Consider the following 24,635-nt stretch of genomic DNA (forward strand, 5'->3'; position numbering starts at 1 on the left):
CCTCCTCTTAAAAATGAATGCCGCGCATCATGGCCGCCAGACTGATCATCTGCTCTTTGCGCGCTGCCGCTCGCGAATCCGACTCCTGAGTCAACTGCTCAGAATCAGGGAACATGCGATAGGCAGTATTCATAATGATTTCCGACAGTTTTGGGGCAATGGCGTGTAGCACTGCACCGAAGATGCCGAGGCGAGTGGCAATCCGCTTGGGCTGTTTTAGCACCCCCTCAATCACCATTTCAGCCGCTTCATCAACACTCATCAGCGGTACGCTGTCGTAGAGCTTGGTCGGTGCAATCATCGGCGTGTCCACCAGCGGCATATTGATGGTAGTAAAGCGAATATTGCGGTCGGAATACTCGGATGCAGCGCAGCGACAGAAGGATTCCAGCGCGGACTTTGAAGCCACATAAGCGCTGAATCTGGGTGCGTTGGTGAGCACCCCTATCGATGAGATATTAATGACATGACCCTGACGGCGTTTGGCCATACTCGGCAAAAAGCCCAGAATCAGTCGCAACGCGCCAAAGTAGTTGATGGCCATGGTGCGCTCATAGTCGTGAAAGCGCTCGGTAGAGGCTTCCACCGAACGGCGAATAGAGCGACCGGCGTTGTTAATAAGCAAATCGATGCCGCCATGCTCAGCTAGCACTTGTTCAATCAGCGCCTTGCTTTGCTCTTCGTCAGACAAGTCACAGGTGAAGGTTTGGGCAATCCCGCCACGCTCTTCGACCTGAGCTTTCACTGCATTTAGGCGCAGTGGATCGCGGGCAACCATCAATAGCTTGGCACCCGATGGCGCAAGGCGAAGTGCCGTGGCCTGACCGATACCCGAACTGGCGCCGGTAATTAGCACCACCTTGTTGGCGAGCTTGTGCTGCAAGGTACGCTCGACAAACAAGTCCGGGTCGAGGTGACGCTCCCAGTAATCCCATAGCTTCTCGGCGTAGTCATTGAGATCCGGGCAACGAATATCCGCTGCGTCCAACAACTCGCGGGTGGCACGGTTATCAAAACGGGTCGGGTAGTTAAAGAATGAAGCCATTTCTTCTGGAATACCGTACTCGTCTAGCACTCGTTGGCCAAACTCTCTGAGCGGCGGGTAGTTACTGATGGTTTTGACAAAGTGCGGCGGAATCAGGTCCACTAATCGGGTGTTAAATCTCAGTACCATAGGAGGCGCGTGAGCCGCTTTAGCGAATAGATTGAGCACCTCGCCACAGCGGTAAGGATTGGAATCGGTTAAGTGGAAACAACGCCCGTCTAAGCCTTCTTGGTGGGCCAGATAGTCCATGGCATCGGTGACAAAATTCACGGGCACCAGATTTAGGCGCCCGCCTTCGAGCCCCAGCATTGGCATCCATTTAGGAATGTTGTCGCGAATTTTTTGCAGCAGTTTAAAGAAGTAGTAAGGCCCGTCGACTTTGTCCGCCTCACCGGTGTTGGAGTCCCCAACCACTATCCCTGGCCGATAGATGCGATAGGGAATTGGGCAGCCATCCCGCACTGCTTTCTCGGCCAAGTGTTTGGTCATAAAGTAGGGATGATTTAGACGCTCGGCTTGCTCAAGCATGTCCTCGGAGAAAGCGCCGCGATACAAACCGGCCACCGCAATCGAGCTGATGTGATGAAAGCAGTCGGCGCCAATCTCAGCCGCACAGGCCATAGCATTGCGAGTGCCTTCCACATTGGTGGAGACTTGGATCTCTGCATCGGCTTTTAAATCGTAAATGGCGGCGAGGTGAAAAAAGTGACTGATTTGGCCTTTGAGAACCGCTTGAGATTCAGCATTGAGGCCAAGCCCGGGTTGCCGCAAATCTCCGTGAACCGGGATCAGCCGGTCAGACTCCAAACCCAGCTTTTGGCCAATCTCGACCAATCGTTGCTCAGAGATCTGGTCGTGGACCAAACAAAATATGTTGCCCGGACGGCGTATCAAACGCTTGAGAAGATTGCGCCCTAAAAAGCCCGAAGCGCCGGTGATGAAGTAGTGCATAGTGTCTCCTTGATAGCGATGGCTTCCTTGCATGCCTGCTTAAAATTCCAACTCCTCAGACCAGTAAACACGTTTTTACTTGAGTGTTTTTTGACCGGCATCAAGCTATTCCGCTAAATGCCGTGATCTCGATAACATTTTCACAACAAAGCAAATAAAAACCCCTGCGAGCGCGAAGCTGGCAGGGGTTTTGTCTGTTGAATTGGGTTATTTGAGCTTGATACCGCTCATCCACTTGTCGTAGTTGGTCAAATCACCTGGAATAATGACCTTGTTGTCTTTGCCTTGAATCCCCTCAATTTGCTTGAGATAGCGGCTACCCAAAGTCATCTCCAGGGCTTGGTGTCCACCGGGTGATTCAATCGCTTCGGCCAGCTTGGCAATCGACTCGGCGGTGGCCTCGGCGATCGACAGAATCTCGCCCGCTTTACCTTCGGCTTCGTTAATCCGCTTTTGCATCTCACCTTCAGAGACGTTGATCATCTCGGACTTCATACCTTCGGAGCGATTGATTTTACTTTGCTTTTCACCTTCGCTTTTAGCGAGTAATGCGCGGCGTTCACGCTCGGCGTTTACTTGCATCTCCATGGCGTTTTTCACCGTCTCTGGTGGGCTGATGTTTTTAATCTCATAACGGTGTACTTTGATGCCCCAAATCGCTCCGGCGCGATCCAGCACCTCGACTACTTTGGCGCTAATCAAGTCGCGCTCTTCAAAGGTGCGGTCGAGCTCAAGCGTTCCAATAACCGAGCGAGTGGTGGTTTGCGCCAGTTGCATGGCTGCGTAGCGATAGTCAGTAATGCCGTAACTGGCTTTGACTGGGTCCATCACAGAGATGTAAATCACCCCATCCACTTCAACGTTCACCTCGTCTTTGGAGAAACACTCCTGCGGTGGTACGTCGATGGTTTCCTCTTTGAGATCGTGAATGTAAGCCACCTTGTCCACGAAGGGGATCATGGCGTGAAAACCCGCCTCTAAAGTGCCGTGATATTTACCCAAGCGCTCTACCACATAGGCCGACTTGGTCGGTACCAGGCGAATCGAGCGAATCAGCTGAATCATGAAAATCAGGAACAAGAAGCCCCAAATACCCATGGCGATGAGATCTAAATCCATATCTGCGCTCATGACTTGCCTCCCTTAATGCTCTCGCCCACTTGGTTAATGCCCTCAAACATGCCTTGAATATTGGCTAGCTCGGTTGGCACCACAGACACCTTGGAGTTCTCCAACACCCCGCCAATTTGGTCGATAAACTCTTCCTGAAGCTGCATTTTTACTGCCGCATCACCTCCGGGTTTAGCGATTGCCTCGCTGACCATTTGCATGCCTTTGGCCTTGGCGTCGGCAATGATGGAAATTTCCCTGGCGGTACCTTGCGCTTCGTTGATGCGTTTTTGTTTCTCACCTTCAGACAGGTTAATTGCGTACTGTCGCTCACCCTCAGAAAGGTTGATCATCGCTTCTTTTTCGGCGCGAGCTGTGGTGATTTCGGCGCGCTTAGAGCGCTCGGCTTCCATTTGCTTCTCAAGAGTGTGGATCACGTGGCGCGACGGGGTAATGTTCTTGATTTCATAACGCAGCACCTTAATACCCCAAGGATCTGAAGCGATATCAATCTCTCGCACAATCGACTCGTTCAAGCGCTCACGCTCAGAGAAGGTCTGACTCAAAGTCAACTTGCCGATTTCAGAACGCATGGTGGTTTGGGCTAGATTAATCGAAGCTAAACGATAGTCTTCGATACCATAGCTGGCCTTATGACCATCGATGACCTTGATGTACACCAAGCCATCCACTTCGATTTGAATGTTGTCTTTAGAAATACAGCTTTGAGGTGGCACATCGAGCACCTCTTCGCGAGTGTCGTGCCGATAAGCCACACGGTCAAAAAACGGAATCAGAATGTGAAAACCCGGCGGTAACACAGCGCGAAACTTACCCAAACGCTCAATCACATGAACGTCGCGCATGGGCACTACTAACAGCAGCTTCCACAGTATAAACAGCAGTACTAGGACTACCATGGTAAAAGCAAACATAACCACTCCCTCGTTAGACTTGTTTCTACGGCTTGCGCCAATTTAGGCTTTTGGCTCCACTAGCAAGCCTATGTTTTCTCGACAAATAATCACAACTTCCTGACCAACCTCGATTTCGCGTCCGTCGGAAACCGCAGTCCAAGTTGTGCCTTGAAAGCGCACTCGCCCCTGAACCTGACCAGGCCCAATCGCTTCAATCACTTCAGCGCTTTGGCCACTAAGGCTTAACTCTTCGTCGGTATTTTGGTGGCTGATATCGCCACCGAAGTGTTTTTGCACCATTTGGCGCAAACTTAAGGTAAGAACAATGGAAAGGATGAACCACAGAGTAAAGGCTATGGTCCAGCTGGTGATAAGCCCTAAACCTATCATGCCGCCCACCAGCAGGGCAGACAGGCCAAGAAAGAACACCACGCCACCTGGAATTAATAATTCCGCCAGCATCATTAGAATGCCCGCGACCACCCAGACGACCGATGGATTCTGCCACATGCTCTGCCTCCTTGGTTTTGTATACACCAGTTCTAGTCTGGCGTTCGATACGTCCCTTTGCGACTCTTCGCATGAGACATATTATGTCAAAGCATGCGCCTTAAGACATAATATGTCAAATTTAACCGTATATTATTTGTGTGTACTGCCCAAAACTAGACGCTTGCTGGCAGCAATGACCGTGGCAATGGCGCGCTCTTCTGCTTGAGCAATACTGGCACTATCCGGAAATTCACCACCGCCGCGATTCACCAATACACCGGCTACACAGCCAGCCTGTAGTCCCAGTGCCGCGCACTGAGTAAACAAAGTGGCCGACTCCATTTCGTAATTGAGCACGCCCAGCTGTTGCCATTGTTTCAAGCTGCCCTGCCACTCAGGCAGCACTCGACCAGAATAAGTGTCGTAGCGCTCTTGCCCTGGATAAAAAGTATCGCTTGAGGCGGTAATACCCACGTGTGCTTTTAGTTCGAGCTGCTTTGCTGCCTCTACTAAGGCTTGGGTAGCGTAGAAATCAGACGCCGCAGGGTAACTGCCCGGTGCGAAGTGATGGCTAGCGCCATCTAAGCGCACCGAGGCCTGACTGATGATCAGATCACCCACCTTAACCTTTGGCTGAATCGCACCGGTTGTGCCCACTCGCATGAAGGTTTTGATGCCCATTTGCGCCAACTCTTCGATGGCAATCGAGGTAGATGGGCCGCCGATACCCGTGCTGCAAACAACCACTGGGCGACCTTCGATTTCGGCGCGGTAAACGCAAAACTCGCGCTGGCTAGCGAGGTGTTCAGCCCTGTCCAAGCAGTGGGCAATCTTTTCCACACGCTCAGGCGCCCCAGGTAGAATGGCTAAGCGTGCCCCTTGTAACTGCTCGGTGCTAACACCTAGATGAAATACTTTGCTCATTGAAATTCCTATTCATTATTGTGTCGGCGATGACAGGGAAAGCACCATGTCTACATGGGGAATGCCATCGTCGAGATATTCTGGTGAAGTCACCTTAAAACCAAACTCTTGGTAAAGGCGAGTGAGATGAGATTGGGCAGAAATTTTGATGTCAGTGTTGGGCCACTCGCGCTGACAAAGGTCGAGTCCTTGCATCACCAATAGCTGTCCGAGTCCTTGCCCGCGATAATCTGGATGAACCACTACCCGCCCCATGCTGGGTTGCGGGTAAGAAAGGCCGGCAGGAAGTGCGCGAAGGTAGGCGTGCAAGCGACCGTCGCCGCCGTAGCCCAATAGATGCCAAACCCCGGTGTGACGGTCTTTATTGTCTAACTCAGGGTAAGCGCATTCTTGTTCGACTACGAATACATCCACCCTGAGTTGCATCAAATCGTAAAGCTGATCCCGGCTTAGCTCATGAAATGGCAATGCCAACCATTGCATCCCAGTCTCCCTTTATTACGCGGCGCTATTGCACCTATGTTGCGCTTAGTTTTGACTGGATAGCTTGGTCCCATTTCGTTGAATTTGCAAGGCTTTGAGAAGCGCAACGCGCGCCATCAAAATTGCCAAGATAATTGAGGTTGCGTAGGTCAACCACATAGGCAGCATGCGATGCTCATGACCCACTTTAGGCTCGACCACAATACTAAAAGTGTCTACCGCCCAGTTGGTGGCTAGGCCAAACAAAATGGCACAGCCAAGCACCCCGCCTAGGTAGCCCCAAAGGGCGCGTTTACCCAGCTCTTTGGTGATAACACCCAGGGTTGCGATATTAGTCGCGGGTCCTGCCAGCATGAACACCAACACCGCTCCAGGACTGACACCGGCTAACAGCAGGCCTGCTGCAATCGGCGTAGAGGCCGTCGCACAGATGTACATGGGAATTGAGACCAGCACCATGACTAGCATGGCTAGCAATCCATTACCCCACTTGGCCAAGAAATCACTAGGCACATAGGTGGTCACCAATGCTGCGAAAAACAGACCTACCATTAGCCAAGCGGCGGTGTCTTTTACCAAATCCGTCGCGGCGAATTTAAGCCCCTGCAACAGCTTAGCCACAACCCCTTGTTTTGCCGGCAGCTCAGCCTTACTTGAGCAGCAGCCACTGGCTTTAGGTTTAGTTTCAGCTTTCGAGGCACAACAGCTGGACTCAGCTTTCAGCGGCGCGGCTTCCGCTTTGCTTGAACAGCAGCTAGAGGCTTTCACCACAGACTCGGCTTTGCTGCTACAGCAGCTGCTTTTGGCTTGTGCCGCTTCGACCTTGACCACCTCTTGCTTGTCATCGCGACCAACTAACAGGCCAGCGGTGATTGCGCTGGTGATGGCGGCGATTGGACGAATAATGGCTAAGAAGGGGCCTAGGAGCACCACGGATACCGACACTGAATCAACTCCGGTTTCCGGCGTGGCCACTAAGAAAGAGGTGGTAGCACTTTTGGATGCACCAGCGCGACGCAAGCCCACTGCAGCGGGGATCACTCCACAGGAACACAGGGGCAGTGGCGCGCCTAGCACGGCGGCTTTAAAGGTGGGCTTAAAGCCCGACCCGCCGAGTTGGCGTTGCATCCACTCCATGGGAACAAAGACTTTAATGATCCCGGCCAATACCAGACCGAGCAACAGCCAAGGGGCTGAATCTAAGAATAAGTCGACAAAATTAGCTAACAACATGCTGCGACTCCAACGCTTCTAAAATAGAGCAGTGTTCGGCGCTGTCAGGACCGCCACAACAGGCTCTCGATAAACTTTGTAATGACTGACGAAAGCGATTGAGCTCCGCCAGTTTGGCTTCGATTTCGACCAGTTTATTGTCAACCATGCCCTTCACATCGGCGCAGGCCCAGTTGGCTTTATCCAGTTCGATAGACAGCAATTCTTGAATTTCGGTCAAGCTAAAACCCACGGCTTTTGCACGCAGAATAAAGCTCAAACGCGATAGGTCAGCATCGTTGTACAGACGATATCCCGACTCACTGCGAGCCGACGCCTTTACCAAGCCATTCTTCTCGTAAAAGCGTAAGGTATCTGCCTTTACCTCAAAGCGTTTGGCCACCTCGCCAATTCGTAAAAATGCCATTGTCGAACCTTTGTTTCTTTGGTCTGAAGTTGAGTATAAACCTTGGAGTTAAATCCAAGGTCAAGGATATCCTAACCCCAGAGCGAAATATGCTACTTAGATCCCAAATCCTATTCGCTGACAACCCACAGCAGCTGTGGATAAAAGCACCCTAAAAACCGGTAGGGGACAGTCCCCTGTTAGTAACTTGACTGATTTAGTCGGAATTAGGATGAGTTATTCACAGGTTATGGGGATAATGCGCAAAAACAGCCAGTTGCAAAAACTCTCACGCTGAAACGTGTAAAAAAGCTGCAATAAAGCCACCATTTGCGGCCTATTTCAGGTAGAATACCCGCGCGAAAAAACACTAAAACCCTTCAAGCTAGGAATCTAATTGATGGATACCCCACGCCCAATTCGCCGCGCGCTACTAAGCGTTTCCGATAAAACCGGTATTGTTGAGTTTGCCCAAGCCTTGGCTGCCCAAGGTGTAGACTTGCTTTCAACAGGCGGCACCGCAAAATTGTTAGCCGAAAACGGCCTAACTGTGACTGAAGTGTCTAGCTACACAGGTCACCCGGAGATCATGGACGGTCGGGTTAAAACCCTGCACCCTAAAGTACACGGTGGCATTTTGGCTCGCCGCGGTACCGACGAAGCCGTGCTAGCGGAAAATAACATCGACACCATCGATATGGTCGTTGTGAACCTGTACCCATTTGCCCAAACCGTGGCGAAAGAAGGCTGTACTCGTGAAGACGCCATTGAAAACATTGATATTGGCGGCCCAACCATGGTGCGCGCTGCTGCTAAGAACCACAAAGACGTGACCATTATTGTTAACGCTGGCGATTACAGCCGCGTGTTAGCTGAAATGGCCGATAACCAAGGTTCTACCACCTATCAAACTCGTTTCGACTTGGCAATTGCGGCGTTTGAGCACACGGCTCAATACGACGGCATGATTGCTAACTACTTTGGTACTCAGGTCCCAAGCCACCACGATGGCGAGCAAGATTCCAAGTTCCCACGTACCTTCAACACTCAGCTAGTGAAGAAACAAGACCTGCGCTACGGCGAGAACAGCCACCAGCAAGCAGCCTTCTACGTGGACACCAACCTAGACGAAGCTTCGGTTGCAACTGCCACTCAAATCCAAGGTAAGGCCCTGTCTTACAACAACATCGCTGACACCGACGCAGCGCTTGAGTGTGTTAAAGAATTCGACCAGCCGGCCTGTGTGATTGTTAAGCACGCCAACCCTTGCGGTGTGGCTCTTGGCAACGACCTGCTAGAAGCTTACGAGCGCGCCTTTAAGACCGACCCAACCTCGGCCTTTGGCGGCATCATCGCCTTTAACCGCGAGCTAGACGAAACCACAGCCAAAGCCATTGTTGAGCGCCAGTTCGTTGAAGTCATCATCGCACCAGCGGTTAGCGAAGCTGCGAAAGCCGTAGTCGCTGCCAAAGCCAACGTGCGTTTGCTTGAGTGCGGATACTGGGATGCGCAAACCACCAGCCTAGACTATAAGCGCGTTAACGGCGGCCTATTGCTGCAAGACCGCGACCAAGGCATGGTAAGCCAAGAGCAACTAACCGTGGTTAGTAAGCGCCAGCCAACTGAGCAAGAAATGAAAGACTTGCTGTTCTGCTGGAAAGTGGCCAAGTTCGTTAAATCTAACGCCATTGTGTACGCCAACGACGGCATGACCATTGGTGTAGGCGCAGGCCAGATGAGCCGTGTATACTCGGCCAAGATCGCCGGCATTAAAGCCGCTGACGAAGGTTTGGAAGTACAAGGTTCGGTAATGGCCTCTGACGCTTTCTTCCCATTCCGCGACGGCATCGACGCCGCTGCTGCCGCTGGCATTAGCTGTGTGATTCAACCTGGCGGTTCGATTCGCGATGAAGAAGTTATCGCTGCTGCTGACGAACATGGCATGGCCATGGTGTTCACCGGTATGCGTCACTTCCGTCACTAATAATTAAAAGGGTGATTCAATGAAGGTATTAGTAATTGGCGGCGGTGGCCGCGAGCACGCTCTGGCATGGAAAGCTGCCCAAAGCGCTCAAGTAGAAACCGTATTTGTTGCCCCTGGCAACGCGGGAACTGCGGCTGAACCAAAACTTGAAAACGTGGCTATCGACGTTTGTGACGTCGACGCACTAGTCGATTTCGCCCAAGAAGCCGGTGTTGAGCTGACCATTGTGGGTCCTGAAGCTCCGCTAGTGGCCGGTGTGGTTGACGCCTTTAACGAAGTGGGTCTGTCTATCTTTGGCCCAACTCAAGCAGCGGCTCAGCTAGAAGGCTCTAAAGCTTTCTCAAAAGACTTCATGGCCCGTCAGAACATTCCGACAGCGGCCTACGGTAACTTCACCGAAATCCAACCAGCCAAAGACTTTGTTGCCCAACAAGGTTGCCCTATCGTGATTAAAGCCGACGGTCTTGCCGCGGGTAAAGGCGTGATTATCGCCGAAACCCAGGAGCAAGCCTTTGCTGCTATCGATGACATGCTAGAAGGCAACAAGTTTGGCGATGCTGGCTCTCGCGTAGTTGTCGAAGAGTTTTTGGTGGGCGAAGAAGCCTCATTCATCGTAATGGTGGACGGCGATAACGTATTGCCAATGGCTACCAGCCAAGACCACAAAGCCCGTGATAACGCTGACCAAGGTCCAAACACCGGTGGTATGGGTGCCTACTCACCTGCCCCTGTGGTTACCCAAGACGTACACGATTGGGTAATGGCTAACGTGATTCGTCCAACCGTGGACGGCATGGCTGCCGAAGGCAACCGCTACACCGGCTTCTTGTACGCAGGCCTGATGATTGCCCCAGATGGCACAGCCAAGGTACTTGAGTACAACTGCCGCTTTGGCGATCCAGAAACTCAGCCAATCATGATGCGTCTGAAATCCGATTTGGTTGAACTGTGTTTGGCCGCTTGTGCCGGTAACTTGGACAAAGTGACCGCCGAGTACGACGAACGCGCCGCGATGGGCGTGGTAATGGCTGCCGGCGGTTACCCTGAAGCCTACAACAAGGGCGACGTGATTGACGGTCTTAATAGCGAAATGGCTGACAACATGAAAGTGTTCCACGCCGGTACCGCCAGCAAAGACGGTCGTGTTGTCACCAGTGGTGGTCGCGTCCTTTGCGCTACTGCTTTGGGCCACACAGTTGCTGAAGCACAAGCCGACGCTTACAAGCTGGTAGACCAAATCCACTGGGATGACGTTTATTTCCGCACCGACATTGGCTATCGCGCCATTGCTCGCGAGCAAGGCAAGGCGTAACACCTAACGCTTGTCTGACTCAAACCAAAAAGCGGCGCTGTCCTTCGACAACGCCGCTTTTTTATGTCTTTTGCCCTAGCGCTAGTGAGCTAATTCCACCGGCCCATGATCGTCACAATGACCGTCGTGCACATGATGCAGGCGTCCATCCACTAGATAATCAAAGTGATCCCCATGTGGCACTCGCTCGTGTCCGCAATCAGGCCCATGCACATGCCCTGAGTCGCTACAGCTGGTCACCGGGTGGCAACCGTCAGGATTGGTATCACTCACTTCAATCACGTGCTCGTCGTAATGATCCCCGTGAGGACAATGCAGATGACCATCGTGGATATAATCGATGTGACCATTGTGTTTGATGGCTGTATGGCCGCAATTGGGGCCATGAGTGTGTTCTGGATGAGTGGCGGTTTTTCCACAAGACATGAGCGTCTCCCTAAACGATGTTTGCAAGCACAACCTACTGAGTATAGGTGGCTTACCAACAACCGAGGGCGGTTACTCACAAAAAATCTAACTGGCTTTTAAAGTCGCCGCGCGCTTGGACAAAATCTCTTCTAGAGGCACCGGCTTACCAATCGCATAGCCTTGCGCGTAATGCACGCCAATGTTCTTAAGACGCTCAATAATGTCTTTGTTTTCAACAAACTCGGCTACCGTCTTCTTACCCATAACCTTACATACGTCGTGTACCGAGCGAACAATGGCCAAGTCTTGCGGATTGCGGTCCATGTTCTTCACAAAGCGCCCGTCAATTTTGACATAGTCCACCGGCATGTCGGACAGATAACCATAACTGGCAAAGCCTGAGCCAAAGTCATCAAGGGCAAAGGTGAAGCCCTTCTTACGCAACTGACGCATCATGTCAAAGGCCGCTTGCTCGTTTTGTACAGCTGAGGTTTCGGTTACCTCAAAGCAGACACAGTCGCTTGGGAAGCCATAGCGCTTTTGCAGCGCTAAAATGAATTCCATTAAGCCATCTGAGCCCAAACTGGACCCGGACAAGTTAATCGACACACACAGCGCCGGCCACAATGGCTTTTGCTCGCCAAGCCACTCAAAGGCGCGACGAATTACCACTTTGTCCACATCGGTCATCAGCTTGAAGCGCTCTGCGGATGCAATGAACTGAGCCGGTGGTAGCACCTTGCCATCCTCTTGAATTACCCGCAGCAGCACTTCCATACGGATGCTCTTTTGCTGACGGGAAATCGGAGCGATGGTTTGGGCGTACAACACCACGTCGTCGTTTTGCAGTGCGAGCTTGATTTGCTGTGCCCAATGGGAGGCGTTGCGATTGAGCGCGAGCGCAGTATTGGTTGGGTCGAAGATGTCGATCTGGCTTGAGCCTTTTTTCTTGGCGGCATCGCAAGAGGTCTCAGCATCTTTGAGCAAATCCAAGGGGGATGACAGCGGGCCTTCGGCGAACGCAGCACCAATGCTCACACCGACCTTAAACACCCCTTGAGTGACCGACAGGCGTTGCTCTCGTACGATTTGGCGAATGCGCTTTAGCAGCTCTTCGACTTCAGACTGCTCAACTTGAGACAAGAGTACAGCGAACTCGTCGCCAGACATGCGCGCAATGTAATGAGGTACATCTGCCAGTGCGGTTTGAATCGCAAAGGCCACCATACGCAGCATGCGATCACCGACTTGGTGACCACAGTTTTCGTTAATCAGCTTGAATTTCTCAAGGTCCAGATACAGAACGCTGTGTAGCCCAGGAGTATTACTCAGCTGACGCAAGCGCGATTCAAAGGCGTAACGGTTGTACACCTGAGTCACCTCGTCGATTGTGGTCATCTGAGCCTGACTGTGCTGATTGACGTCCTGAGTGACATCGCGCAAGTAAATTAGCAGGGTCTGGCTGGGAACTGTGGGCAGGCCAAAGTGATAGCTGAGCTGGCGCGGGCCTTTGTACGAGCGAATTCGAATTCGCCCCTTGTCATTAAAGTTTTTGCCTTCCAAATAATCTGAAACTTGCTGGCTAAAATCTCCCTCCATGAGGGGCAAGAGTTGGTTCAAGTTTAGCGAGGTCAGGTCTGAGCGGTCAGGGGCAAGCAAGGCTACCGCCTTGGCATTGTGTTTCTCGATTCGACCCGCACCGTCGACTTCCAACAATGCCGCCGGTATCGCGTTGAACTGCAATTGAACCTTTTCAATGGCATCGCGATTATTCTGGGTCTGTTTCGTCATTTGCGCACGAATGCGCTTGTTCTCAGAGAACAAGTATCCAGCCGCAAAAACTAAGAAGCAGCACCCGCTAATGGCCAAGCCAAGTAGCAGTGGCAATATCACCCCAGAAGACATGTAATTTCGTTATTTTGTTGTTATATGGCGCCAGTGTAACAAAAGGCGAATCCAGAATGCGTGCTCTAATTAAAAAGCGTGATCCACCTGCTCAAATTATCAGCAAGCGAAACCACAAGCAATGCCTCAAAAGTGAAGATTACTTCCGATTTTTGTGGAGTGTAAGGCGAGAAATTATACCCTGTGTTCAATCACTTCCTGCGTGGAAAAGCGATAACGCATATTGGGATAAACACAAATATCGGTAATGTCATCCGGCACGCCTTTCGGGGCCGCGCGGTAATTGGTAGAGACTCGATAATCGCCAGTCACAGGCGTCACTTTGTGCCAAGTATGACCGTGCAAAAGCACCAAAGTACCTTTACGAGGTGTTAACACTACCTGCTCCGGAAACGCCATATCCGCCTCACTGGCAGGTAGCGCCCCCTTGCGATGAGAGCCGGGTACCACCAAGGTTTGACCGCCCACTTGCGGGTCGATATCCATGGTGTAAACCAGGCGATTAATATTGAACTGTGCCGGATCTTCTGGTGGGCAATCCTGATGCCAGGCTTGCCCACTGGTGCCTTTGCGAGAAAACATCACCATGGAGTACTGACTGTTCCAGCCCTCGCCCAAAATCGCTTGGGTCAAAGCACGAAACAACGGGTGCTGGTCGACAATGTCAAACTCAGCCACGCCTTCTCTTTGGGGAAACCAAGGAATGACTTCGGTCTTAGACTTGTCCAAGAATTCCTGATTGTGAAAAAACTGAGGATCTTCCCCAAAGTAATCCATGATCAGCTTTTGGTAGCTGTCCATTAGCTCTGGCTCAAAAAAACCGTCGAGTACTAGGTAGCCTTGTTGCCAAAACTGCTGGGCTAGTTGTGCTATATGCCCGCTCATAATTCCACCCTGTTAGTAATCGCCACGCTGGATCCAGCGCTTTTCATCGTTAACTTGCACAAGCCAACGGCTTTGAATTAGCGGGTTAGCCTGGATTCGAGTATCGCCCCAATTGCCGTTGTTGCAGCCGGGTTTACCGGCATCGATACCGGGCTTGCAGTACCACATCGGCTGAGTCTTCCAGTGAGTATTGATATAGGCTACCGCCCGCACCACATCCTGATTGTCGTAGATCAGCTCAAACCAAGGCTTAAACCAGGACTGCCAAATCTCCTCTGCGCTGGCGGGCTTGGCTTGATTGCGCTGAATTGGCGAGCGAGTCAACTCGCCGATATCAAACCCCTGAGGCGCGGCTTCAGAGATAAATACTGGCTTGGCCTTTTTACGAGCAAAGTCCAATACGCCCATTTGGGCACGCTTAGGCGTATCACCTGGGGTGTAGCGCCACTGACTTAAGTCGGTGTAAAAGGTCGACAAAGAGACCCAGTCAACGTAATCGTCACCTGGGTACCAGCGCGATAGATGTTTGGGGTCTCTGTGGTCATAAAGCGGCGCCCGCTCACCTGCCCCGTCGGGATCAGGCCAGGCGGCAGACTGCCAAATCATGGCGACATTATCGGCGCCCTGAGCTTTCACACCATCGACGATTTTGCGATAGGCCTGTTTGTAGGACTCAGGGTTGTAGCAATTCCACATGCCGTCGAATTCGTAGCCAATGCGCAAAAAGACTTTTCGCGGCGCGATGGATGCCAAGTACTCGCCCAAAGCGGCAATGCTCTTGTCGTAGCGACCCGCCGCAATCTCGATGGCATGATCGATGTCGTTACACGCATCAAACGCCAAACCAATTGCTAGGGCGGCTTTAGGTGATTCCGCCAACGTATAACCAAAGTCCACATCACCTGCTTGCCAATTGGCTCGCTCAAATACCGCTTTTAGGGTTTTGCTGGGATCGGCGTGTTTGATGGTGGTGTAAAGCGTCACCGCTTCAATATTGTCTTCTGGCACCGCCTTGATGTAATCGCTGATGGTGTCGCTATCTTGGCCGATGAACATTAATAGCTTGCCTTCTGGTGGCAAGAACTTGGCTTTCAATTCGGTAGCTTGGGCACAGGCCACTGAACTCACACAAACCAAGCTCACCCAAGCCAATATTTTCCATCTGCTAACGCCTTGCAACATGCTTCCCTCTTACGCCACCAATAATGTTACCGTTAACATAAAGCTAACAGCGAGCTTTAAAACTGTCAACTCGAGTCGCAGGCTAGCGCCGCTGTTAACGCTAAACCCAGTTTACAAAGCCGCTGACTGCATGCACTGGTTCGATCAGTTGTGCCGCCACAGTTTGACTCGCTTCGGCTTGTGATTTGAACCAAAAAGTGACATAAGTGTTATCGTTAACAACAAGAATAATGGCAACTCAATGCAATCTCAGACCAGATACAGTTATCAACTGGCTTTAATCGTGTCCCTCGGTGGTTTCGTTTTTGGCTTCGACGCTTCGGTAATCTCAGGGGTTATCGGCTTTGTGTCTCAAGAATTCCAGCTAAGCACCCTTGAAATGGGCTGGATTGTAAGCGCTCCCACCGCAGGCTCAGCGCTGGCTGCGCTGCTTATCGGCTATGCCACAGACTTCTTTGGTCGCAAGCGAATTCTCATCACCATTGCCGCCCTGTATTTGGTGTCGGCGGTATTCAGTGCCTTTGCCACCAGCTTCGCGGGATTAGCCACTGCGCGCTTTATTGGCGGTCTGGCATTTGCCTCGCTGATTGTGGCACCGATTTACATCGCTGAAGTGGCGCCCGCCAAAGTTCGCGGAAAAATGGTGTCCTTCAACCAAATGAGCATTGTTATTGGCTTTAGCGCCGCTTATTTTGCCAACTACACCATTTTGCAACTCAGCCAAAGTGGCGCTGACTGGGTCACTAACATCGGCCTGGACACCAACGTATGGCGCTACATGTTAGGCCTTGAAGCCCTGCCTGCGGCATTGTACTTATTGATGCTGTTCACCATTGAAGAAAGCCCTCGTTGGTTGGTGGTCAAAGGTCGCATCGACGACGCCAAACGCGTGCTGGGCAAGCTAATGTCACCAAGCGCCATCAGTGAGCAACTGGCTCAACTGCAAAGCCACTCAGCGGGTAAGAAACAAGGTTTGCTGGCCGAGTTGAAGGTGCTATTTAGCCCGCGTTTGCGACTCGCCCTGATGTTGGGTCTTGCGGTGGGCATCATCCAGCAATTCAGTGGGATTAATGCGGTATTCTTCTACGCACCGACCATTTTTGAGCAAAGTGGTGTCGGTACTGATGCCGCCTTTGCCCAAGCGGTTTGGATTGGCTTAACCAACGTCATCTTCACCGTAGTGGCTATCATGCTGATTGACCGTCTGGGTCGTAAGCCCCTTATGCTGATGGGTCTGGTTGGCGTATTTGTTTCCATGAGCATTATTGCCTATGGCTTTGCTCAGGGCACTTACGTACTGACTCCAGAGGTCATCGCACAACTGCCGCAAGCGCTAAATAGCGAGCTGCTAAACCCTCTGGTCAATCACGTGTTTGAGTCTGACATTGAATACAAACAAGCGCTGATTGCCCTGCTTGGCGATAGTGATTTCCGCGCCCACGAAAGCGCTTTGATTCAAGCGGCGGCGAACCTTAACTCCACTTTGATTCTGGCGGGCATCACCGGCTTTGTCGCCTCGTTTGCGGTATCTCTTGGTCCTGTCATGTGGGTGCTGTTATCCGAGATTTTCCCGAACCACATTCGCGGCATAGCGATTGCCTTTGTGGGGGTGTTTAACTCGGGCTCTAGCTTCTTAGTGCAACAATTCTTCCCGTGGCAGCTAGCCAACTTGGGCAGTGCCACCACCTTCTTGTGCTACGGACTGTTTGCGCTTGTGGGCTTGGTAGTGGTCAGCAAGATGCTGCCAGAAACTCGCGGCAAGTCCCTAGAAGAGCTAGAAGACATGCTGTGTAAAGAGCCGGAAGCCGAGCCGCAAGGAGTAAAAGCGTGAAAACCATTCGCTGGGGGATCTTAGGCGCCGGTCGCATTAGTGAGCAGTTTGTCTCAGATCTTCAGCGAGTCGAGGGTTGCGCGGTCACTGCGGTGGCAGCGCGTTCGCTCAAAAGCGCTCAAGACTTTGCCGAACGCCATAACATCGCCCAAGCATTGGAGGGTTATCAGGCCCTCTATCAGCACGCAGACGTCGATATTATTTATATCGCCACACCGCACACCTGCCACTTTGAGCAAGCCAGTGCGGCGCTGAATGCCGGCAAGCACGTGTTGTGCGAAAAGCCAATGACAGTGTCACTGCAGCAAAGTAAACAGCTGGCGGACATTGCCAAAGCAAACAACTGCTACTTGATGGAAGGCATGTGGACCTGGTTTTTACCCGCCATCCGTCAAGCACAAGACTGGATTGCTCAAGGGCGCATTGGCGCCATCAAGCACATCAAAGCCGACTTTGGATACCCGATTGAATACCATCCTCGTCGTCGCGAATACGACGCTGAGTTGGCTGGCGGCAGCCTGTTTGAGATGGGCATCTATCCGGTAGCACTGGCTTGGTTGCTCACCGGCCGGGCCCCCAACGCGCGCCAAGTGATGGCTAGGCATGCCGACAACGGCGTTGCGGATGACATCATTTGGCAGCAAGATTACGGCGATTGCTACGCAAGCTTGGCCACCAGCTTTCGCTGTAAGCAACAAAACTGGGCCTACATCATTGGCGACGAGGGCTATATCGCCATTCCTGACTTTTGGCGAGCCCATCGCGCTGAGCTCTACCATCTTGACGAAATGGTGGAGCATTTTGAAGAACACAGAGAGGGCTTCGGTTTTCAGCATCAAGCGACCGCGGTTTGTGAAGACCTGCGCGCAGGTCTCATAGAAAGCCAACGCGTCAGCTTAGCCGACTCCCACGCGTTTCAAGCGGAAATTGCCGACATCAATGCCATCATAGCCGAACAACAATGAGTAAGATCCACAAAGTTAGCATCAGCAACGGCCGCTTAAGCGCCGATATTTTGAGCCTAGGTGGCATCATTCAACAGCTCAATTGGCACGGCCAAGCGGGTGTCCAAGCCTTAGTACTTAGCTACCACAAGCCGCAAGGCTACCTTGAAGACCCGTATTTCATTGGCACCTTAGTTGGCCGATTCGCTAATCGCATTCGCTCACCTTTGGTTATTGACGGTGTCGAGTATCCTCTGAGTTGTAACGAAGGCAACAACTGCCTGCACGGCGGGACCGATGGCCTGCACAAACAGATTTTCGAAGTGGTCGAACAGACGGCACACTCAGTGCTGTTGAGCTGCCGTTTAGCCGACGGACACATGGGGTTCCCAGGCAATCTAGAGATTCAGGTGCGATATACGATTACCAAAGACGAGCGACTGATCACGGAAATTAGCGCGACCACTGACAAAACCACTCCGGTATCCATCACTCAGCACAGCTACTTTTGTTTAGGCACAGATCAGCAAGCCCAATTATTTGGCGAGCGTGTGTTGTGCAACGATGAAAAGGGTATTCCCAATGGCAAAAGTCTACCGTTAGCCAAGCCCTGGCCCGAGGATAACCACGTGGTTGGTGATGAATCAGGTGAGCTTTGGAAAATGGCCCAGATCAGCTCACAAGCCAACGCGTTGCAGCTTGAGATTTGGAGCGACCAACCTGGCTATCAGTTTTACCAAACCGAGCATTTAGGCGCGCCCTTTGCTCCCAGACAAGGGCTTTGTGTGGAGCCGCAGCAGGTGCCGAATGCACCGAATCAAAACCAGAGTGGATTACTGGCTGCAGGCGAGCGCTACAGCCATACCATAGAGTATCGAGTGCAAACGCTGGCCTAATCGCCAGCGTATTCTTGGTAGTCGAAGAAGCTAAAGTCGGCGTAACGCATGCGACCATCTAAGTCCTGACAACACACACCCACAAAGGCTCCGGTAAAGTTTGCACCTTCGCCTTTGCCAGCTTCATCAGAAAGTACACTGTAATCCAGTGTCGCCACTAGCTGCCAATTCTCGCCGTCCAACGAATAGTCAAACACCAACTCGGCCATCACCACAGTGGCGCGAAGCCACACAGCTCCTGACTCGGGCAATTGAATCCGATTGTTAAACCGAGGGAAGTCCGCCTGCTGGTCCAGCTTCCCCAGACAGGACATCACATCCAGCACTCGCCCAAGCTGTTGGTCATGACTGATGTGCAGATAGTGGAACTTAGTGCTGTTGTAGTAGCACACCAACCCCGCTTGCTGTTGGAAGTCAGCGGGCTGGAATTCCAGTTGAGTGGTGGCGCTGAAGCAATGACTCTGTTGACGACGAGCCACCAGTGCCGAGTGATACCAAGACCCCAAGGACTCGCGACCTTTTAAGCGCAAATACCCCGGGCGCTCTTCAAGACTTAGCCAATTCAACGGCGGTGGTGTGCGCAGCCAATGAAAGCTCTGAGGTAACTCAGGCGAGTCAAACTCACAGCGCTCACTGTTGTCTTGTTTGACCGCATTTAAGCCCTGCGGCACCAGCTCGGGCAGATGCCCACCGGCCTTTAATCGAAACCAACCGGCATCGGTAAACTCCACCGCTTCAATGGCCGTTTCACGCCCTAGTGGACTGCGGCAATTGGCCAGCGGTCGAGATGTCAGGTGAGTTAAGTACCAGTTGCCATCGGGGCTTTGTACCAGGCCACCGTGCCCGTTGCGCTGCAATGGATGGTCGCGGTCGTCTTTGGCGGTCACAATCGGACCGTTCGGGTCTAAGTGATATGGGCCGTTAATCTGCTTTGAACGCGCCATGGTACAAGCATGGTCATAGCCCGTGCCTCCCTCAGCGGTGAGCAAGTAGTAATAGCCTTGGTGAAAGTAGAGGTGCGGGCCTTCGGTGAAGCCCAGCTCACTACCCTCGAAAATTAGCTCGGGTTCCCCTAGCAAGCGTTGCTGTTTCGGACAGTACTCTTGCAGTCGAATACCTTGGAAAAAAGTGCGGTCTGGTCTGTGGTCCCACACCATGTTCAGCCACCACTTGCGACCGTCTCTGTCGTGATACAAGGATGGGTCAAAGCCACTGGAATTGATGTATATCGGATCGTCCCACTGGCCATCGATAGTATCGCAGCTGGTGAGGTAGTTGTGAGTGTCCTTAAAGTTACCGTCAAAGCGCTTCACGTCAGTGTAGGCTAGGTAGAAGCGACCGTCGCTATAGCTCAGGCAAGGCGCCCAAACCCCGCAGGAATCGGGCTCGCCGGTCATGTCTAACAGGGCTTTGCGATTGAGCGGACGCGCGGTCAAGCGCCAATTCTGCAAATCGGTGGAATGATAAATCATCACCCCTGGATACCACTCAAACGTCGACACCGCGATGTAGTAGTCATCGCCAACGCGAACAATGCTTGGGTCTGGGTGAAAACCCCGCAAAATAGGGTTCAATTGAGACTGTTGCACTTGGCCTCCAATGGGTGTCGCCGCTGTCGCATGCGATCACATTGATAATGTTAGCGTTAACATAGTCTTGCCCTACAAGACTGTCAAACCAGTAAAAAACTTAAGTAGGGGAAATTACTGAGTCCCGGGATTTGAGTTCAAAATCCAGCACCTGACGGTACTCGCTGGCCTTAGGTTTGCGCTCTTTAGAGACCTGTCCTGAGGACAGTAACTCCACCGCGCGATTGGCCATTTCCGCTATCGGCTGGCGTACCGTGGTTAACGGCGGCCACAGTGCTTGCGCAATGTGAGTATCGTCGTAACCCACCACAGATAGCTCATCTGGCACCTTGATCTGCAGGCGGTTGGCCACCGAGATAGTCGCCGCTGCCATATCGTCATTACTGGCAAACACTGCCGTTGGGCGCTTGCTCGAGGTTAGGATTTTCTCGGCCGCGCTCAGCCCTGACTTATAGGTAAAGTAGCCCTGCTCTATGGTCTCGGGCACTATTGCTAGCTTGTTGGAGCGCAGCGCATCCATATAGCCTTGATAGCGCAATCGGCTGGCCCCTTGGTTGGGGTTACCGATAATAAAGCCAATCTCTGTATGCCCCTTATTGATAAGCAATTGAGTCATCTCAAAGGCGGCCTGATAATCGTCCATACAAACATAAGGCGAGCAGTCGAGTTGCGTATCTGGCGCCACTCGAATGAAAGGCACACCAGATTCTTTTAGCACCTCAATCACCTCTGGCTGATCGCACACAGGCGGCAACAAAATGACGCCGTCCACGCGGGTTTCTTCGATCAGTGAGCGGGTGATTTGCAGCTGTTGTTCTGACTCGCCAGAGGCCTCGTCCACCACTAGGTGGTATCCCTTAGCCCGGCAGCTCTTAAGAGCACCGAGTAAAAACTGGCTGATGTAACCTTCTGAAGGGTTGTCGTAGAGTAAGCCGATAAAGTAGGACTTAGAGCTGGCCAAACGACGCGCCGACACATTGGGTCGGTAGTTCAGTTCATTGGCAATTTGCTGAACTTTTTGGCGGGTTTTGTCGCTGACCTTAGGGTCGTCATTTAATACCCGTGATACGGTCATTTTTGACACGCCAGCGCGATCGGCGACGTCTTGTATGGTCGCTCGGCGACGCTCAGACATAGTTAGCTTCCCTGTAAACAACACCACAAAACAAAGCGATGTAACATTATTGAGTTAACGCTACCAATTTTGCCCAGTGCTTGCACTATAATTTGTACAATTTGCGCGCAATCAGCAGGCTAACTCAATCCTGGTTTAGCGGGTTAGAAAATCACGCGGTTAACATAGTTTTCCAAGCGCTCTTGAGCACCAGTCACCGGCTTAGGATCCAACTCAGCTTTAGTGGCATAGTCGGCCAGGCTAGCCAAGTCGTACTTGCCGCTAAGAATGCCTTGGCCCAAATCGCCGCTCCAACCACCGTAGCGCTTTTCAACATTGGCGACTAAGTCGCCCTGCTCGATAAGCTCAGCGGCTTTCAGCAAAGCACAGGCGATGGTGTCCATGCCGCCAATATGGCCGTGGGCCAAGTCCACAGGATCGATGCTCTGACGGCGGATTTTGGTATCGAAGTTAAAGCCACCGCTAGCGAAACCGCCGCCTTTGAGAATTTCGAACATGATAAGCGTCATCTCTTCCACACTGTTGGGGAACTGGTCGGTATCCCAGCCCAACTGAGGGTCACCGCGATTGGCATCAATTGAGCCGAACAAGCCCAGCGAGAAGGCGGTGGCAATTTCGTGGTGGAAAGAGTGGCCCGCCAAGGTGGCATGGTTGGCTTCAATGTTGACGCGAACTTCGTTTTCCAAACCGTACTGCTTCAAGAAGCCATACACGGTCGCTGTGTCGTAGTCGTACTGATGCTTGGTCGGCTCTTGTGGCTTAGGCTCAATCAAAATGGTGCCGTCAAAGCCGATTTTGTGCTTGTGCTCAACCACCATTTGCAAGAAGCGGGCGTACTGCTCGCGCTCGCGCTTAAGGTCTGTGTTAAGCAAGGTTTCGTAGCCTTCGCGACCGCCCCAAAGTACGTAGTTTTCACCGCCTAATCGGTGAGTCGCTTCCAATGCGGTGCGCACTTGAGTCGCACCCCAGGCAAACACTTCTGGATCTGGGTTGGTGGCTGCACCACCCATGTAGCGCTTGTTGCTAAACAGGTTGGCCGTACCCCACAACAGCTTTACGCCGGTTTCATCTTGTTTGCGCGCCAGCACTTCTTCCATCTCGGCAAAGTTGCGCAAGTACTCAGCAATGCTATTGCCCTCAGGTGCGACGTCCACGTCGTGGAAGCAGTAGTAGGGAATACCCAGCTTGGTGAAAAACTCAAACGCCGCATCGGCTTTAGCCTTGGCTTGGGTCATCAAGTCGCCTTGGTGCCAGTTGCGATCAAAGGTCGGCGCACCAAAGATATCAAAGCCGTTCCAGCAGAAGTTGTGCCAATAGCAGGCGGCAAAACGCAGGTGCTCTTTCATGGTCTTGCCCAGTACCACGCGATTTTCATCGTAGTAGCGGTAGGCCAACGGGTTAGTCGACTCTGGACCTTCGTATTTGACCTGACTCAGGCCTGGAAAATGTTCGCTCATGAGTTCTCCTGGGAAAAAAGCGGTTTTAATACACGATAGAGTTCACCAAAGCGCTGACGTCGCTGCGCATGGCGATTTACTTGATTCGGTTGAGGTTGATGGGTAGCAACGATAGGCGGCACTGGGCACACCTCGCGCACACTTAACTCGGTTTCAATGGCTAAACGCGCCAAACGGGCCGCGCCAAACGCAGGTCCCATTTCGCCGCCTTGGCGAAACACCAACTGTAGGTTGAATATGTTGGCCAGCAGTTGTCGCCAGTAGGGGCTCTGGCCACCACCGCCAATCAGGGATACTTGCTCTGGTACCACGCCAGTTTGATGCAGTGCATCGGCACCGTCGGCGAGCGCATAACCCACCCCTTCCAACACGGCATGAGTCATCATGGCGCGGTTAGTTTGGTGGTTTAGGCCAATAAAATGGCCCATGGCGTGTGGGTCATTGTGAGGAGTGCGCTCACCACTGAGGTAAGGCAAGAAATACAAGCTGTCTTGCTGGCAATCGTCGCTGTGCTCGGCCAGCTCTTCGAGTAAAGCCACTACCGGCAGACCATTGACCTTAGCCCACCACTCCAAACAGGCTGCAGCGCTAAGCACCACTGACATCATGTGCCAGCTGTTAGGCAGCGCGTGGCAGAAGCTGTGCAGTGCTGAGTCGGGGTTAGAACGAAAGCCATCGCTGGCGACGAAGTACACCCCAGAGGTACCCAGACTTAACATGGCCTGTCCTGGCTCGGTTATACCGACACCAACCGCTCCTGCTGCGTTGTCGCCACCACCGGCAACGATAGGCACGCACTCGAGTCCCCAACGCTGTGCCAGCGACTCGCTGAGATGACCGGTGATCTCACTGCCTTCAAACAGCTTTGGCATTTGGCTTTGTGAAAGACCTGTGGCGGCCAGCAGTTCTGGGCTCCAACTGCGCTTGGCCACATCCAGCCATAAGGTGCCGGCGCTATCCGACATGTCAGAAGCGTAATCGCCGCTCAAGCGATAACGCAGGTAATCCTTGGGCAGCAACACCATAGCTACCTGATCGAAAATTTCCGGCTCGTGGTTTTTCACCCACAACAGCTTAGGCGCGGTGAAACCCGGCATAACGATATTACCGCCAATCTCACGACTATTAGGCACCGCAGCTTCAATCGCTTGGCATTCGGCCTGGCAGCGGCCGTCGTTCCACAAGATTGCAGGGCGCAGCACTTGGCCCTGATTGTCGAGTAAGGTCGCACCATGCATCTGGCCGGACAGGCCAATGGCTTTGATTTGCGTGAGAGCACCGGCGAGTTTGAGCTTATCCAGTGCAGTGCAGGTTGCCTGCCACCAGTCGGCTGGGTCTTGCTCTGACCACAGCGGCTGGGGCCGGCTGACACTCAAGGGTTCAGACTGGCTGGCAACCACTTGGTCTTGGTCGTCCAACACCAGTACTTTAACCCCTGAGGTTCCTAAATCTATTCCAATGTACACAGGCATTCCTTCTGGCGAGACCCTGATTTACCACCGCCTAATTGGAGTTGTGAAAAAGCGTTTTGGCGGTCCAATATCAATCAATGTTACCGCTAACATTT

At 52.4% G+C, this 24,635-nt stretch carries 21 protein-coding genes; 5 read left to right on the plus strand and 16 right to left on the minus strand.

What is annotated here, in order from left to right; translation table 11 throughout:
- Positions 1 to 7 precede the first annotated feature (7 nt).
- From CLC93_RS13230 to zntR, 8 genes are all read right to left on the minus strand, one after another.
- Entirely contained in the window at positions 8 to 1,996 is a 1,989-nt protein-coding gene (locus CLC93_RS13230) for an SDR family oxidoreductase (protein ID WP_095506456.1), read from the minus strand.
- A gap of 207 nt (positions 1,997 to 2,203) precedes the next feature.
- Positions 2,204 to 3,127: an SPFH domain-containing protein gene (locus CLC93_RS13235; RefSeq protein ID WP_095506457.1), complete on the minus strand. Its 924-nt coding sequence runs from the start codon at positions 3,125 to 3,127 to the stop codon at positions 2,204 to 2,206.
- Positions 3,124 to 4,041, minus strand: a complete 918-nt coding sequence (locus CLC93_RS13240; RefSeq protein WP_095506458.1) for an SPFH domain-containing protein — start codon at positions 4,039 to 4,041, stop codon at positions 3,124 to 3,126. Before CLC93_RS13240 ends, CLC93_RS13235 begins: the two co-directional genes overlap by 4 nt.
- Before the next feature lie 42 nt (positions 4,042 to 4,083).
- Entirely contained in the window at positions 4,084 to 4,533 is a 450-nt protein-coding gene (locus CLC93_RS13245; protein WP_095506459.1) for an NfeD family protein, read from the minus strand.
- Between the two features lie 132 nt (positions 4,534 to 4,665).
- On the minus strand, positions 4,666 to 5,439 hold the full coding sequence (udp, locus tag CLC93_RS13250; RefSeq protein ID WP_211286874.1) for a uridine phosphorylase: 774 nt from the start codon (positions 5,437 to 5,439) through the stop codon (positions 4,666 to 4,668).
- Between the two features lie 15 nt (positions 5,440 to 5,454).
- A complete protein-coding gene (locus CLC93_RS13255) occupies positions 5,455 to 5,922 on the minus strand; it encodes a GNAT family N-acetyltransferase (protein WP_095506461.1) in 468 nt (155 codons plus the stop codon).
- A 45-nt stretch (positions 5,923 to 5,967) separates the two neighbouring features.
- Positions 5,968 to 7,155 (minus strand): SO_0444 family Cu/Zn efflux transporter, encoded by a 1,188-nt coding sequence (locus CLC93_RS13260; protein ID WP_095506462.1) that lies wholly within the window; start codon positions 7,153 to 7,155, stop codon positions 5,968 to 5,970.
- Entirely contained in the window at positions 7,142 to 7,561 is a 420-nt protein-coding gene (zntR, locus tag CLC93_RS13265; protein WP_095506463.1) for a Zn(2+)-responsive transcriptional regulator, read from the minus strand. Before zntR ends, CLC93_RS13260 begins: the two co-directional genes overlap by 14 nt.
- A 379-nt stretch (positions 7,562 to 7,940) precedes the next feature.
- Here zntR and purH point away from each other — a divergent pair, with 379 nt between their 5' ends.
- Positions 7,941 to 9,524 carry a bifunctional phosphoribosylaminoimidazolecarboxamide formyltransferase/IMP cyclohydrolase gene (gene purH, locus CLC93_RS13270; RefSeq protein WP_095506464.1) on the plus strand — a complete coding sequence of 528 codons (1,584 nt, stop codon included), beginning with the start codon at positions 7,941 to 7,943 and terminating at the stop codon, positions 9,522 to 9,524.
- Between the two features lie 19 nt (positions 9,525 to 9,543).
- Entirely contained in the window at positions 9,544 to 10,836 is a 1,293-nt protein-coding gene (gene purD, locus CLC93_RS13275; protein ID WP_095506465.1) for a phosphoribosylamine--glycine ligase, read from the plus strand.
- 81 nt (positions 10,837 to 10,917) lie between these two features.
- Here purD and CLC93_RS13280 read toward each other — a convergent pair whose 3' ends face one another.
- The 4 genes from CLC93_RS13280 to CLC93_RS13295 form a co-directional block, all read right to left on the minus strand.
- Positions 10,918 to 11,262: a hypothetical protein gene (locus tag CLC93_RS13280; RefSeq protein WP_095506466.1), complete on the minus strand. Its 345-nt coding sequence runs from the start codon at positions 11,260 to 11,262 to the stop codon at positions 10,918 to 10,920.
- An 87-nt stretch (positions 11,263 to 11,349) separates the two neighbouring features.
- Complete coding sequence (locus CLC93_RS13285; RefSeq protein WP_245837163.1) at positions 11,350 to 13,149, minus strand: putative bifunctional diguanylate cyclase/phosphodiesterase; 1,800 nt, start codon at positions 13,147 to 13,149, stop codon at positions 11,350 to 11,352.
- Positions 13,150 to 13,323: 174 nt separating this feature from the next.
- Positions 13,324 to 14,034, minus strand: coding sequence for a phytanoyl-CoA dioxygenase family protein (locus CLC93_RS13290; protein WP_095506467.1), 711 nt, complete (start codon positions 14,032 to 14,034; stop codon positions 13,324 to 13,326).
- Between the two features lie 12 nt (positions 14,035 to 14,046).
- A complete protein-coding gene (locus tag CLC93_RS13295) occupies positions 14,047 to 15,216 on the minus strand; it encodes a glycoside hydrolase family 26 protein (protein WP_095506468.1) in 1,170 nt (389 codons plus the stop codon).
- Between the two features lie 241 nt (positions 15,217 to 15,457).
- Here CLC93_RS13295 and CLC93_RS13305 point away from each other — a divergent pair, with 241 nt between their 5' ends.
- Genes CLC93_RS13305 through CLC93_RS13315 form a run of 3 tightly spaced genes read left to right on the plus strand, consistent with a single transcriptional unit; the run spans position 15,458 to position 18,887 of the window.
- Positions 15,458 to 17,047 (plus strand): sugar porter family MFS transporter, encoded by a 1,590-nt coding sequence (locus tag CLC93_RS13305; protein ID WP_095506470.1) that lies wholly within the window; start codon positions 15,458 to 15,460, stop codon positions 17,045 to 17,047.
- Positions 17,044 to 18,012 (plus strand): Gfo/Idh/MocA family protein, encoded by a 969-nt coding sequence (locus CLC93_RS13310; RefSeq protein WP_095506471.1) that lies wholly within the window; start codon positions 17,044 to 17,046, stop codon positions 18,010 to 18,012. Before CLC93_RS13305 ends, CLC93_RS13310 begins: the two co-directional genes overlap by 4 nt.
- The gene (locus tag CLC93_RS13315; protein ID WP_095506472.1) at positions 18,009 to 18,887 is read left to right on the plus strand and encodes an aldose epimerase family protein; all 879 of its coding nucleotides are present in this window, start codon (positions 18,009 to 18,011) and stop codon (positions 18,885 to 18,887) included. Before CLC93_RS13310 ends, CLC93_RS13315 begins: the two co-directional genes overlap by 4 nt.
- Here the strand turns inward: CLC93_RS13315 and CLC93_RS13320 are convergent.
- The 4 genes from CLC93_RS13320 to xylB all read right to left on the minus strand — a co-directional run bounded on the left by CLC93_RS13320 (position 18,884) and on the right by xylB (position 24,534).
- Positions 18,884 to 20,476, minus strand: a complete 1,593-nt coding sequence (locus CLC93_RS13320; RefSeq protein WP_095506473.1) for a glycoside hydrolase family 43 protein — start codon at positions 20,474 to 20,476, stop codon at positions 18,884 to 18,886. The genes CLC93_RS13315 and CLC93_RS13320 overlap by 4 nt on opposite strands.
- A gap of 100 nt (positions 20,477 to 20,576) precedes the next feature.
- Entirely contained in the window at positions 20,577 to 21,611 is a 1,035-nt protein-coding gene (locus CLC93_RS13325; RefSeq protein WP_095506474.1) for a LacI family DNA-binding transcriptional regulator, read from the minus strand.
- Between the two features lie 143 nt (positions 21,612 to 21,754).
- Positions 21,755 to 23,068, minus strand: a complete 1,314-nt coding sequence (gene xylA, locus CLC93_RS13330; protein ID WP_095506475.1) for a xylose isomerase — start codon at positions 23,066 to 23,068, stop codon at positions 21,755 to 21,757.
- Positions 23,065 to 24,534: a xylulokinase gene (xylB, locus tag CLC93_RS13335; RefSeq protein WP_095506476.1), complete on the minus strand. Its 1,470-nt coding sequence runs from the start codon at positions 24,532 to 24,534 to the stop codon at positions 23,065 to 23,067. The genes xylA and xylB overlap by 4 nt, the downstream gene beginning before the upstream one ends.
- Positions 24,535 to 24,635: the final 101 nt, after the last annotated feature.

The organism is Paraferrimonas sedimenticola (assembly GCF_002282855.1).
Taxonomy (GTDB): Bacteria; Pseudomonadota; Gammaproteobacteria; order Enterobacterales; family Shewanellaceae; genus Paraferrimonas; species Paraferrimonas sedimenticola.